Origin of the sequence: Actinomycetospora straminea, from assembly GCF_028737255.1 — a bacterium.
In the GTDB taxonomy this organism is placed as follows: domain Bacteria; phylum Actinomycetota; class Actinomycetes; order Mycobacteriales; family Pseudonocardiaceae; genus Actinomycetospora; species Actinomycetospora straminea.
Map to the genome: position 1 here is coordinate 398,553 of NZ_JAQZAN010000002.1, position 12,149 is coordinate 410,701.

Annotated in this window: 15 protein-coding genes; 5 read left to right on the forward strand and 10 right to left on the reverse strand. The window is 74.7% G+C overall.

What is annotated here, in order from left to right; all coding sequences use genetic code 11:
• Nucleotides 1-4: 4 nt before the first annotated feature.
• From PH190_RS05145 to glyA, 5 genes are read right to left on the reverse strand one after another with little or no spacing between them, the layout of a single operon-like run.
• Nucleotides 5-625: a sarcosine oxidase subunit gamma gene (locus PH190_RS05145; RefSeq protein WP_274230406.1), complete on the reverse strand. Its 621-nt coding sequence runs from the start codon at nt 623-625 to the stop codon at nt 5-7.
• Entirely contained in the window at nt 618-3,368 is a 2,751-nt protein-coding gene (locus PH190_RS05150) for a 2Fe-2S iron-sulfur cluster-binding protein (RefSeq protein ID WP_274230407.1), read from the reverse strand. The genes PH190_RS05145 and PH190_RS05150 overlap by 8 nt, the downstream gene beginning before the upstream one ends.
• Entirely contained in the window at nt 3,365-3,637 is a 273-nt protein-coding gene (locus PH190_RS05155; RefSeq protein ID WP_274230408.1) for a sarcosine oxidase subunit delta, read from the reverse strand. Before PH190_RS05155 ends, PH190_RS05150 begins: the two co-directional genes overlap by 4 nt.
• A gap of 21 nt (nt 3,638-3,658) precedes the next feature.
• The gene (locus PH190_RS05160; RefSeq protein WP_274230409.1) at nt 3,659-4,924 is read right to left on the reverse strand and encodes a sarcosine oxidase subunit beta family protein; all 1,266 of its coding nucleotides are present in this window, start codon (nt 4,922-4,924) and stop codon (nt 3,659-3,661) included.
• Entirely contained in the window at nt 4,921-6,210 is a 1,290-nt protein-coding gene (glyA, locus tag PH190_RS05165; RefSeq protein ID WP_274230410.1) for a serine hydroxymethyltransferase, read from the reverse strand. The genes PH190_RS05160 and glyA overlap by 4 nt, the downstream gene beginning before the upstream one ends.
• A 109-nt stretch (nt 6,211-6,319) precedes the next feature.
• On the opposite strand from glyA, the gene PH190_RS05170 reads away from it, so the two are divergent.
• A complete protein-coding gene (locus tag PH190_RS05170) occupies nt 6,320-6,562 on the forward strand; it encodes a hypothetical protein (RefSeq protein ID WP_274230411.1) in 243 nt (80 codons plus the stop codon).
• Between the two features lie 10 nt (nt 6,563-6,572).
• On the opposite strand, the gene PH190_RS05175 is transcribed toward PH190_RS05170, so the two are convergent.
• The 4 genes from PH190_RS05175 to PH190_RS05190 are packed head-to-tail and all read right to left on the reverse strand — an operon-like array spanning nt 6,573 to nt 8,150.
• Nucleotides 6,573-6,755: a hypothetical protein gene (locus tag PH190_RS05175; RefSeq protein WP_274230412.1), complete on the reverse strand. Its 183-nt coding sequence runs from the start codon at nt 6,753-6,755 to the stop codon at nt 6,573-6,575.
• A 53-nt stretch (nt 6,756-6,808) separates the two neighbouring features.
• Nucleotides 6,809-7,069, reverse strand: coding sequence for a DUF3817 domain-containing protein (locus PH190_RS05180; protein WP_274230413.1), 261 nt, complete (start codon nt 7,067-7,069; stop codon nt 6,809-6,811).
• Nucleotides 7,066-7,521 carry a hypothetical protein gene (locus PH190_RS05185; RefSeq protein ID WP_274230414.1) on the reverse strand — a complete coding sequence of 152 codons (456 nt, stop codon included), beginning with the start codon at nt 7,519-7,521 and terminating at the stop codon, nt 7,066-7,068. Before PH190_RS05185 ends, PH190_RS05180 begins: the two co-directional genes overlap by 4 nt.
• Nucleotides 7,518-8,150, reverse strand: coding sequence for a DJ-1/PfpI family protein (locus PH190_RS05190; protein WP_274230415.1), 633 nt, complete (start codon nt 8,148-8,150; stop codon nt 7,518-7,520). Before PH190_RS05190 ends, PH190_RS05185 begins: the two co-directional genes overlap by 4 nt.
• An 84-nt stretch (nt 8,151-8,234) precedes the next feature.
• Here PH190_RS05190 and PH190_RS05195 point away from each other — a divergent pair, with 84 nt between their 5' ends.
• Nucleotides 8,235-8,660, forward strand: a complete 426-nt coding sequence (locus PH190_RS05195; protein ID WP_274230416.1) for a MarR family winged helix-turn-helix transcriptional regulator — start codon at nt 8,235-8,237, stop codon at nt 8,658-8,660.
• The gene (locus tag PH190_RS05200) at nt 8,657-9,100 is read left to right on the forward strand and encodes a DoxX family protein (RefSeq protein ID WP_274230417.1); all 444 of its coding nucleotides are present in this window, start codon (nt 8,657-8,659) and stop codon (nt 9,098-9,100) included. Before PH190_RS05195 ends, PH190_RS05200 begins: the two co-directional genes overlap by 4 nt.
• On the opposite strand, the gene PH190_RS05205 is transcribed toward PH190_RS05200, so the two are convergent.
• A complete protein-coding gene (locus PH190_RS05205; protein WP_274230418.1) occupies nt 9,085-9,705 on the reverse strand; it encodes a TetR/AcrR family transcriptional regulator in 621 nt (206 codons plus the stop codon). The genes PH190_RS05200 and PH190_RS05205 overlap by 16 nt on opposite strands.
• A 104-nt stretch (nt 9,706-9,809) precedes the next feature.
• Between PH190_RS05205 and PH190_RS05210 the strand changes: the two genes are divergently transcribed.
• Together PH190_RS05210 and PH190_RS05215 are read left to right on the forward strand one after the other, a co-directional pair.
• Nucleotides 9,810-11,354 carry a class I adenylate-forming enzyme family protein gene (locus PH190_RS05210; RefSeq protein WP_274230419.1) on the forward strand — a complete coding sequence of 515 codons (1,545 nt, stop codon included), beginning with the start codon at nt 9,810-9,812 and terminating at the stop codon, nt 11,352-11,354.
• A complete protein-coding gene (locus PH190_RS05215; protein ID WP_274230420.1) occupies nt 11,351-12,142 on the forward strand; it encodes an MBL fold metallo-hydrolase in 792 nt (263 codons plus the stop codon). Before PH190_RS05210 ends, PH190_RS05215 begins: the two co-directional genes overlap by 4 nt.
• The last annotated feature ends 7 nt before the right edge of the window (nt 12,143-12,149 follow it).

The following is a 12,149-nucleotide window of genomic DNA, read 5'->3' on the forward strand; positions in this document are numbered from 1 at the left end:
CTGGTCAGGCGGGCTGGGGGACGAGCTCGGCGGCGGCGTCGACCAGCAGGTCGGCGACGTACGCGGCGAAGGAGGGGCGGACGAGGATCTGCAGGTCGTCGACGTCGCCGTCGAGACCGGCGGCGAGCAGCACCCCGGACTGACCGAGGAGGGTCTGGGCGCACCGGCCCCGCGGGAACGCGGCGGGGCGCAGGTCGAGCGCGCAGCCGAAGGACAGCAGCTCCCGGGCCGCGCCCCGCACCCGCAAGCTCGTGCGCTGCGCGGACACGTCGACCGCCATGCCGCCGTGGGCGACGGCGACCTCGTCGAGGTGGAATTCCCAGTCCTCGGGACGGGCGGCGGTGCTGGTCAGCAGCCACTCGTCGGGCCCGAGGCGCAGGGCGGTGCCGGTGGGGTGCGCGGTCCACGTGTCGGGCTCGGAGGGCAGCTCCGCCCCGAGGTCGGCCGCGATCGCCGCCGGGCCGGTGCCGCGGGGGTCGAGACGCAGGTCGACGGCGGCGACGGGCGCCTCGAGCTCGAGGCGGACCGCGCCGGCCGTCTCGTCGGCGACCGCGGCGAGGAGGCGCCGGCGGTCGGCCAGCGGGTGGGTCGGGGTGAGGGTGCGGTCAGCCATCTCGTCAGCCATCTCGGCGGGCTCCTTCGGGGTCGACGAGCACCGACTCGCCGATGCGGGCGGCCACGAGCTCGTCGCCGACGGGCACGTGCACGACCTCGCCGAGGCGCTCCCGCCCACCCTTGACCAGGGCGAGCGCGAACGGCCGGGCGAGCGCGGCGCTGTGGTAGCTGGACGTGACGTGCCCGAGCATCGGCACGGGCGCGGGGGGCAGCCGGCCGTCGTCGCAGTGCGCCACGATCTGCGAGCCCTCGGGCAGCTTGGTGGCACCGTCGGTGGGCAGCAGGGAGACGAGCTGCTTGCGCAGCGGGTTGCGGTTCTCCGCGCGGGCGTACGACCGCTTGCCGACGAAGTCGTCCTTCTTCGTCGACACCGCCCAGGCCATGCCGAGGTCGTGGGGCGAGACGGTGCCGTCGGTGTCCTGGCCGATGATCGGGTAGCCCTTCTCGGCCCGCAGGACGTGCATGGTCTCGGTGCCGTAGGGCGTGATGCCGTACGGCGCCCCGGCCTCGACGAGCCGCTCCCACAGCGCCGGCGCGTACGGGGAGCTGACGGTGACCTCGAAGGCCAGCTCGCCGGAGAACGAGATGCGCGCCAGGCGCACCGGGACCCCGTCGAGCGAGGTGTCCTGCCAGGTCGTGAAGCCGAACGCCTCGGCGCTGACGTCCACGCCGGGGAACACCGCGCCGATCACGTCGCGCGAGCGCGGGCCCGCGACGGCGGCGATCGACCACTGCTCGGTGACCGAGGTCAGCCGCACGCGCAGGTCCGGCCACTCGGTCTGGAGCCACTCCTCCATCCGGTCGAGGACGGCGGCGGCGTTGCCGGTGGTGGTCGTGACGAGGTAGCGGTCCTCGGCGAGGCGCAGCACCGTGCCGTCGTCGAAGACCATGCCGTCGTTGCCGCACATGACGCCGTAGCGGACGCGCCCGACCTTCAGGCTCGACATCAGGTTCGTGTAGAGCCGGTCGAGCAGCACCGGCGCGTCGGGACCCCGGACGTCGATCTTGCCCAGCGTCGAGGCGTCCATGATCCCGACCGACGTGCGCACCGCGGCGCACTCGCGCAGCACGGCGGCGGTCATGTCCTCGCCGGCCCGCGGGTAGTGGCGGGCGCGCTGCCACTGCCCGACGTCCTCGAACTCCGCGCCCGCCGCCACGTGCCAGGCGTGCAGCGCGGTGGTGCGCACCGGGTCGAACAGGTCGCCGCGCTCCCGGCCCGCGAGGGCGGCGAACGCGACCGGGGTGTAGGGCGGCCGGGCGGTCGTGGTGCCGACCTCCTGGATCGGCCGGCCGGTGAGCTCGGCGATGATCCCGAGCGCGATGATCCCGGACGTCTTGCCCTGGTCGTGCGCGGTGCCGATGGTCGTGTAGCGCTTGACGTGCTCGGGGTGGGACATGCCGGCCCCGACCGCCCGCTCGACGTCGGCCACGGTGGCGTCGCGGGCGATGTCGACGAACTGCCGCGCCGGGTCGCCGGGGGTGCGCCAGAGCACGAGCGTCGGCTCCGGCCACTCCTGCGCCGGCGCGACGGGCGCCTCGGGACCGCCGGCCTCGCGCAGCACGTCGGCCAGGGCGAACGTGCCGTTCGCGGCGCCGACGACCGTGACGCCCGGCGGCAGCTCGGCGGGCCGGAACGCGCCGATGACCGGGTCGTAAACCAGCGAGCCGCCGACGTGGCTGGCCAGGTGCGCGGCCGGGTTCCAGCCGCCGCTGACCAACAGCAGGTCGCAGGGGACCTCGCGACGGTCCGGACCGACGACCGCGGCGGTGACGCGGTCCTCGCCGCGGGTGCCGTGCACGAGCGTGCCGGTCTCGACCGGGACGCCGCGCTCCTCACAGCGTCGCCGCCCGGCCTGGGGCGCCCGCTCGCGGGCGTCGAGGACCCGGACGCTCGCGCCCGCGTCGGCGAGGTCGGCCGCGGCCGCGTAGGCGGCGTCGTCGCTGGTGAACACGACGACCTCGCGGCCGGCGAGCACGCCGTGGCGGTGCAGGAGGTCCCGCGCGCTCGCGGCCAGCACCACGCCGGGGCGGTCGTTGTCCTCGAACGCGATGGGCCGCTCGATCGCGCCGGCGGCGACCACCACGCGCCCCGCGCGGATCCGGTGGACGCGCTGGCGGGTGCGCGCCGACTCGCCGCGGCGCTCGAGGGCGAGGACGAAGCCGTCGTCGTAGTGCCCGAACGCGGTGGTCCGCTGCAGGTGGACGACGCCCAGGGCGGCGAGCTCGGCGACGGTGTCGGCGACGAACTCCAGGGACGGCCGGCCGTCGATCGTCTCGGTGCCGGTGAGCGTGCCGCCGGCGGCGGAGCGGTCGTCGACGAGGACGACGCTCCGCCCGGCGCGGGCGGCGGCGCGGGCGGCGACGAGCCCTGCGGGCCCGGCGCCGACGACGAGCACGTCGCAGTGGGTGTGCTTGCGGTCGTACCGGGCGGTGTCGGGCACCTCGGCGAGCCGGCCCTGCCCGGCGACCCCGCGCACGACGAGCCCGTCGGTGGCCTCGACCGTCGCGGCCAGCAGCATCGGCTCGGGGAACGGCTCCTCGACCTGGACCAGCCCGACCGGGTCCTCGGTCCACGCCGCACCGATCCCGCGGGGCCGGCCGTACTTGACGCTGCTGTTCTGCGGCCGCGCGCCGTGGGCGAGCAGCACCGACGCGACGGTGTCGCCGGGGTGCCCGGTGTACGCGGTGCCGTCGACCGTCACGGTGACCGTGCGGCTGCGGTCGATGCGGCCGTATCCGTCGACGCGGCTCATGAGGTCAGCTCCGGGTTGCTCGTCGGGCTGGACAGGAAGCGGTACGTGCGGGTGTCGCGGACGGCGGTGAACCAGCGGCGGCAGCCCGCGTTGTGGCTCCACCGCTCCGCGAACGGGCCCTTGGGGTTGTCGCGGAAGAAGACGAAGTGCGCCCACTGCTCGTCGGTCAGCGAGGCGGGGTGCTCGGGGTAGGCCACGCCGGCCTGGCCGCCGTAGGAGAACTCGATCTCCTCGCGGGGGCCGCACCAGGGGCAGGTGATGAGTTGCACGAGGACTCCCGGAGATCCGATTCAGTGGGCCACGGCGGCGGCGCCGTGTTCGTCGACGAGGGCGCCGCTGACGAAGCGGTCGAGGCCGAACGGCGCGACGAGGGGGTGGGGGCGGCCGTGGGCGAGGGTGTCGGCGAACGCCCAGCCCAGTCCCGGGGTGGCCTTGAAGCCGCCGGTGCCCCAGCCGCAGTTGAGGAAGACGTTCTCGTACGGCGTGTGCCCGATGATCGGGCTCGCGTCCGGCGTGACGTCGACGATCCCGGCCCAGCTGCGCAGCAGGTGCGCGCGGGCGAAGACCGGGAAGAGCTCGACGGCCGCGGCCATCTGGCGCTCGATGACGTGGAACGCGCCGCGCTGGCCGTAGCCGTTGTAGCTGTCGACGCCGGCGCCCATGACCAGCTCGCCCTTGTGGGCCTGCGAGACGTACACGTGCACCGCGTTCGACATGACGATCGTCGGGTGCACGGGCTCGAGGAGCTCGGAGACCAGGGCCTGCAGCGGGTGCGACTGCAGCGGCGCGCGCACGCCGAGCATGTCCAGCAGCGTCGACGTGTGCCCGGCGGCGCAGAGGGCGACGGTGCCGGCGGCGATGGTGCCGCGGGTGGTGCGCACGCCGGTGACGCGGTCGGCGCCCGACCCTCCCGTGACGAACCCGGTGACCTCGCAGTCCTGGATGATGTCGATCCCGGCCTCGCTGGCGCGGCGGGCGAAGCCCCAGGCGACGTAGTCGTGCTTGGCGATGCCCGCCCGCGGCTGGAACGTCGCGCCCTGGACCGGGTAGCGGATGTCCGAGGAGACGTTGACGATCGGGCAGACCTTCGCCACCTCGTCGGGCCCGAGCCACTCGGCGTCGATGCCGTTGAGCTTGTTGGCCTCGACGCGGCGCACCGAGTCGCGGACGTCCTGCTCCGTGTGCGCGAGGTTGAGCACGCCGCGCTGGCTGAACAGGATCGGGTAGTCGAGGTCCTCCTCGAGCCCCTCCCAGAGCTCGAGCGCCCGCTCGTAGATGCCGGCGGACTCGTCCCAGAGGTAGTTCGAGCGGATGAGGGTGGTGTTGCGGGCCATGTTGCCGCCCGCGAGCCAGCCCTTCTCGAGCACCGCGACGTTCGTGATGCCGAGCTTGGCGAGGTAGTGCGCGGTGGCCAGGCCGTGGCCCCCGCCGCCGACGATGACGACGTCGTAGGCCTTCTTCGGCTCGGCGTCGCGCCAGAGGTGGTCGGGGTGCTCGGGCAGGTCGGCGCCCGGGGGCTTCGGTGCGGTGTTCGGTGCGCTGGTGCCTGCGGTCATGCCGGCGTCTCCGTCTCGAGGGGGTGGCGGGCGGCGAGGGCGGCGACCCGCTGCGCGAGCGCGTCGATCTCGGTCTCGGTGACCTGCGGGCGCAGGGCGAGGGCGACGACGTCGGCGGCCTCGCGGAAGTCGTCGGCGTCGAACCCGCGGGCGGCGAGCGCGGCGGTGCCGATGCGGACGCCGGAGCTGACCATCGGCGGGCGCGGGTCGAAGGGGACCGCGTTGCGGTTGACCGTGATCCCGACGCGGCGCAGGCGCTCCTCGGCCTGCCGGCCGTCGAGCTCGGCCTCGCGCAGGTCGACCAGCACGAGGTGGACGTCGGTGCCGCCGGAGACGACGCCGAGCCCGGGCTCGGCGAGGAGGCGCTCGGCGAGGAGGCGGGCACCGGTGAGCGTGCGCTCCTGGCGCTGTGCGAACTCCGGCTCGCCGGCGAGCTTGAAGGCGACCGCTTTGGCCGCGATGACGTGCTCGAGCGGGCCGCCCTGCTGACCGGGGAAGACGCTGGAGTTCAGCTTCTTCGCGAGCTCGCGGTCGCCGGCGAGGATGATGCCGCCGCGGGGGCCGCCGAGGGTCTTGTGCGTCGTCGAGGTGACGACGTGCGCGTGCGGCACCGGCGACGGGTGCAGGCCCGCGGCGACGAGGCCGGCGAAGTGGGCCATGTCGACCATGAGGTAGGCGCCGACCTCGTCGGCGATCGCGCGGAACGCCGCGAAGTCGAGCCGGCGCGGGTACGCCGACCAGCCGGCGACGATGAGCTTCGGGCGGCGCTCGTGGGCGAGCCGGCGGACCTCGTCCATGTCGACGCGCTGGTCCTCGGCGCGCACGTGGTAGGCCGCGACGTCGTAGAGGCGCCCCGAGAAGTTCAGGTGCATGCCGTGGGTGAGGTGGCCGCCGTGGGCGAGCGCGAGGCCGAGGATCGTGTCGCCCGGCTCGAGCAGCGCCGCCATCACCGCGGCGTTGGCCTGCGCGCCCGAGTGCGGCTGCACGTTGGCGTACTGCGCGCCGAACAGGGCGCAGACCCGGTCGATCGCGAGCTGCTCGATCACGTCGACGTGCTCGCAGCCGCCGTAGTAGCGCCGGCCGGGGTAGCCCTCGGCGTACTTGTTGGTCAGGACGGAGCCCTGGGCCTGGCGGACCGCGAGCGGCGCGACGTTCTCGCTCGCGATCATCTCGAGCGTCCGGTCCTGCCGGCGGACCTCGTGCTGCACCTGGGCGTGCACCTCGGGGTCGGCCTCGGCGAGCGTCCGGTCGAGCGTTCGGGCTGCGGGGGCGACTGTGATCGTCATCCGCGATCCTCATCGTAGCCAACTGATATATCTGACGCCGATGACTGTAGACAGGAGCGTTTGGCAGGGTCAACACTTGGGGCGCGCCGGATGTGGAGGAGGTCGCGGGATGCGCGAGGGCACGCGGGAGGGTTCGGTCGACGCCGAGCAGTGGGCGGCCGGGTTCGAGATGGGCCGGCTGGACCAGGCGCTGGCCGCACGGGTGCTGCGCGACCAGAAGGTCGGGCTGACGATCCGCAGCGTCAACAGCGACGAGGCCGCGGTGATCGCGCGGCGGTACGGCTACGAGCTGGATGTGCGCCCGGTCGAGGAGCCGGGGCGCGTGTGGGCGGTGTTCTCGCCGGTGGCGTGAGCCGGCGGGGTCAGTCCCCGGGCGTCACGAACAGCGTGCTCATGGACGTCTGGCCGTCGAGGCCGCCGGAGAGCGGGTGGCCGATGACCAGCTCCGTGCCCGTGACGACCAGCAGCGCGAACAGGAAGACGCCCAGGGCCGTGAGGACGTACCGGGTGGGGCCGCCGGACGCCGTGCGCTCTCGTCTGGTCACGGAGAGACAACGACCCGCCCGGTCGGGCGATACGTCGCGCCGTGGAGTCGGCGTCAGCCGGCGGCGCCCGCCGCCCTCTCCAGCGCGACGGCCGCCGCCCACCCCCCGACCGCGGGCACCACGGACAGCGCCGCCGCACGAGAACGCCACCCGGCGCGGGCCACCGTGAGCGCGACGGCCACGAGGTAGGCGCAACCGTGGACCGGGCCGACGAGCGCGGCGACGCCGTCGAGGTGCACCGTCGCGAGGTTCGCGAGCAGGACCACGAGGCTGACGAGCTCGACGGTGGCGGCGAGGCGCAGCGGCACGCTCACACCCCCGTGCTCGAGCCGGGCCGCACGATCATCAGCACCGTCACCACCGCCCAGAGCAGGTTGAACACGCCGGTAACGGCGGCGAGCCGGCCGGTCGTGGCGACCAGGGCCTCGCGCGGACCGGCGCCCTCCAGCAGCGCCCGCTGGCGGGGCAGGACCATCCCCGCGAGCACGCCTGCCGCCGCCACGGTCAGCACGATCGACACGAGCACCCACGGCTCGGTGAGCACGCCCATCGACGACGCCGTGGCGAGCCCGAACACCGGGACGGCGACGCCGACGAGGGCATAGGTGCGGCAGATGCGGGCGAGCACGGGCAGCCTCGCCGCCGCGCCGGGCTCCTCGCCGAGCGCCCGCCGCGCCTCGGGCGGGAACATGCTCGCGGCCACGCAGACCGGCCCGATCGCCACGATCGCCGCCAGGACGTGGACGGCGAGCAGGACGGCACTCATGCCGCCGACCGCCACACTGTCCCGCGCCGCTCGAGGCGGATGACCTGCTCGACGGCGTGCGCCACCTGCGGGCCGATCTCGCGTTCGAGCAGGTACAGGGCCAGGTCGAGACCGCAGGTGACGTTGCCGGCGCTGACGAGGTCGCCGTCGTCGACGACCCGTGCTTCCACCGGACGCGCGGCGGTGCCCTCGAGGTCCCGGCCCCGGTCGTGCGTGACGAGGGGACGGCCGTCGGCGAGCCCGCCCCACGCGACCAGCAGCGACCCGCCGCACACCGTGGCGACGACGGTGTCCGGGCGCTCGACGGCCTCGCGCAGGGCCGGGCCGAGCGGCCCGCGGCCCGCGCGGGCGAGCAGCGACGCGACGCTCCCCTCCTCCGTGGGGTCGAGCGACAGCGAGCCCGCGGCACCGGGCACGACGACGAGGTCGGCGGCCGCCGGGTCGAGCCGAGCCGACGCCGTGAGCGACACCGCGGGCAGCCCGCTCGGCACCGCGCGTGCCCCCTCGGCGCTGACGAGCTCGACGCTCACCGCGCCACCCGCGAGCCCGCCGCCGAGGTGCAGGACCTCGTAGGGCCCGAGCACGTCGAGGGGGTCGAAGCCGTCGAAGAGCACGATCTGGACGTCCACGGGCACCTCTCCCGGTCGCTGTGTTCCAGCCTGCCTGAAACATGTTACAGTCGGGCTGCACCCGCGGCCAGTAGGGTGCCCGCCGTGACGTCCGGGGAGCCACCGACCAGCCCGGCGTTCCTGCTCATGGCCCTCGGTCGCCGCCTCCGCGAGCAGGTCGAGGAGGGCCTGCGGGCGGAGGGGATCGCGCTGCGGCACGTCGCGGCGCTTGGCCACCTCGCGGCTCGCCCGGGGCTGTCCTACAGCGAGCTCGCGCGGCGCGCGGGCGTCACCCCGCAGAGCATGCAGGCCACGCTGACCGCCCTGGAGCAGCGCGGCGCCGTCACGCGGGGCACCGATCCCGGGCGCGGGCGCACCGCCGAGCTGCACGTCACCGAGGAGGGCGCCCGCCTGCGAGAGGTCGGGATGCGGATCGTCGCCGACATCGACGCGCGCCTCGCCGAGCGGTGGGGCGACGAGGAGCTCCGGGTGGTGACGGCGGCGCTCCTCGACGTGCTCCGGTCGCCGTGAGCACCGCGTCCCGGGTCGGCGCGGTCCTGCGCACCGTCGCCCGCGTCGTGCTCGGTCTCGCGCTGATCGGCGCCGGGACGGCGCACCTCACCGTCGCCCGGGTCGCGTTCCGGGCGCAGGTGCCGTCGTGGTTCCCCGCCGACGCCGATGTCGTCGTGGTTGTGTCCGGCGTCGTCGAGATCCTCCTCGGCCTGGCGCTCCTGGTGTTCGCCCGGCGGCGCGTCGTCGTCGGCCTCGTCGTCGCGGCGTTCTTCGTCGTGATCTTCCCGGGCAACGTCGCGCAGTACCTCGAGGGGCGCTCCGCCTTCGGGCTCGACACCGACCGGGAGCGGGCCGTGCGCCTGCTCTACCAGCCGGTCCTCGTCGCCTGGGCCCTGTGGTGCACCGGGGCGTGGACGTGGCTGCGCGCGCGGGTGGGGGCGGCTCAGCGCTCGAGGTGACCGGCCACGCGCAGCGCGAACTCGACGTACTGGTCGGCGACCTGCTCGGCGGTGAGGGCACCGTGCGGGGAGAACCACCGCGCCACGCTCACGCACATCTCCCGGATCGCGAACGACGCGAGCGCGGGGGATTCGACGCGGAGCTCGCCCGCCGCGACGCCGGCGGCGATCACCGCGCGCAGCGCGTGCTCGTGCTCGCGACGACGGGCCTGCATCTCGCCGACGGCGGGCTCGGCGAGGCTGCCGGTGTCCCGGTTGACCACCAGCGCCTCGCGCCGGTGGGTGACGTGGCGGTGGACGTAGACGTGCGTGGCCTTGCGGAGCTGTTCCACGGGCGGGTCGGCCGGATCGACCACCCGGTGGAAGTCGGCGAGCACGCCGGCGGTGGCGCGGTCGACGATCGTGAGCAGCAGGTCGTGCTTGGACCCCATGTGGTTGTAGAGGCTGGGGGTGCGGACCCGGAGGACCTCGGCGATCTGGCTCAGCGCCGTGCCGTGGTAGCCGCGTTGAGCGAAGAGCGTGAGCGCCGCGTCGAGGACGACGTCGGGCGTCAGCGCCGTGCGGGTGGCGCGCGGCTCCGCGAGGTCGGCCGGGTTCGTGCTCACGGCCGACATGGTGCCACGACGAACGAGCGCTAGTGAGCCTTGTGGAGAAGACGTGACGCTCGCTACCGTCCGACTAACGAGCGTTCATCAGCCCGGGAGGCGCGATGCTGCGAACCGAGGTGATCCGGCCCCTCCACGCCCTGCTGGAGGGCCACGCCGCCGCCCGTCCCGCGGACGTCGCGTTCACCGACGACGTGCGGTCGGTGACGTGGGCGGAGCTCGCCACGTCGACCCGCAGGCTCGCCGGCCACCTGGTCGCGCTCGGGGTGGCCCCCGGCGACCGCGTCGCGATGGTGATGGGCAACGCGGTCGAGGTCGCGGAGACCTACCTCGCGGTCCCCCGGGCCGCCGCGATCGCGGTGTGCCTCAACCCGGACGCGGCGGCGGCGGAGCTCGAGTACATGCTCGCCGACTCCGGGGCCCGCGCCGTGGTCACCGACGCCGCGCACGCCGACCTGGTCGCGGGCCTGGTGGGACCCGACGTCGCGGTGGTGCTCGTCGGCGGCACCCGGCCGGGATGGGCGTCCTACGCCGACCTGCTCGCCCGCGAGCCCGGGGTCGTCGCCCCCGACCCCGCCGACCTCGACGTCACCGCCTACATGCTCTACACGTCCGGCACCACCGGGCGCCCCAAGGGCGTGGAGCTCAGCCTGCGCAGCTGCCTCTGGGTGGTCGCCGCGTGCTGGGCCCCGATCGTCGGCCTCGGTCCCGACGACGTCGTGCTCTCGGCGCTGCCGCTGTTCCACTCCTACGCCCTCGACATGTGTGTGCTGGCCGTGGTCGCGACCGGCGCGAGCGAGCGCATCCTGCCGCGGTTCTCCCCCACCCGGATCCTCGAGATGCTGGGCGGACCCGACCGCTACACCGTCCTGCCCGGCGTCCCCACCGGCTTCTCCTACCTGCTGCAGGCGGCGGGCGACCGGCCGCCGGCCCACCGCCTGCGCCTCGCGGTCTCGGCGGGCGCCATCCTGCCCGCGGCGGTCGACGAGGCCTTCGAGCGCGTGTTCGGGGTCCAGCTGCTGGACGGCTACGGCATCACCGAGACCTCCACGATGGTCGTCATGAACTGGCCGCACGGCACGCGGCCCTACGGCTCGTGCGGCCTCCCGCTGCCGGGCCTCGCGGTCCGGCTGGTCGACCCCGCGACCGGCACCGACGCCCCGCCCGGCGGCGAGGGCGAGCTGTGGGTGCGCGGGCCGAGCGTCATGCGCGGCTACTGGAACAAGCCGGAGCAGACCGCGAGCGTGCTCGTCGACGGCTGGTACCGCACCGGCGACCTCGCCCGCGCCGACGCCGACGGCTACCTGACGATCAGCGGGCGTACCAAGGAGATGATCATCCGCGGCGGCGAGAACATCTACCCCGCCGAGGTCGAGAACGCACTGCTCGACGCGCCCGGCGTGGCCGACGCGGCGGTCGTCGGCCGGGCCCACCCCGATCTCGGGGAGGTGCCGGTGGCGTTCGTCGTCCCGGGGAGCGGTGCCGAGATCGATCCCGAGGTCGTCACGGCGCACTGCCGGGAGCGGCTCACCTGGTTCAAGGTCCCCACCGACGTCCGCACCGTCGACGTCATCCCGCGCACGGGCTCCGGGAAGATCAAGCGCTTCGAGCTGGCGCGGCTGCTCACCGACGCCGAGGTGACGGCATGAGGGTCGGCGACCTCGAGATCGTCCCCGTGATCGACGGGACCGGGCGCGAGCGAGCCCGCGAGGTGCTCACCGCGCCGGGCGGCGACCGGTGGGCCTGCCACCCCGAGCACCTGGACGCCCACGGCGACCTCGAGCTGACGCTCGGCGGTTTCCTCCTGCGCACCGGTGACCGGCTCGTGCTCGTCGACACGGGCGTCGGCCGCATCCACAACGACCAGTACGCGGGCGGCGGGTTCCTCGACGCCCTCGCCGCGCTCGGCGTCACCACCGACCAGGTCACCGACGTGGTGTTCACCCACCTGCACTTCGACCACGTCGGCTGGGCCACCAGCAAGGGCGAGGTCGTCTTCGACCGGGCCACCTGCCGCGTGCACGAGGCGGACTGGGCGCACTTCGTCGAGGCCGCCGACGCCGACCCGGGCGCGGTGCGCAAGCTCGCGCCGCTGCGCGAGCGCCTCGCGACCTTCGACGCCGAGCACACGGTCGCCCCCGGGCTCGACGCCCGCCCGACGCCGGGCCACACCCCTGGCTCGACCAGCTACGTCGTCTCCAGCCGCGGCGAGCGCGCCCTGCTCATCGGCGACGTGGCCCACTCGGTGGTGGAGCTCGAGGAGCCCGACTGGCAGGCCGTGTTCGACGTCGACCCCGTCGCCGCCCAGGCGGTGCGCCACCGCCTCGCCGACGAGGTCGCCGCCACCGGCGACCTCGTCGCCGCCGCCCACTTCCCCGGCCTCGCGTTCGGCCGGATCGTCACCGTCGGCGGCCGGCGCCGCTTCACCGTCGTCTAGGAGAGCC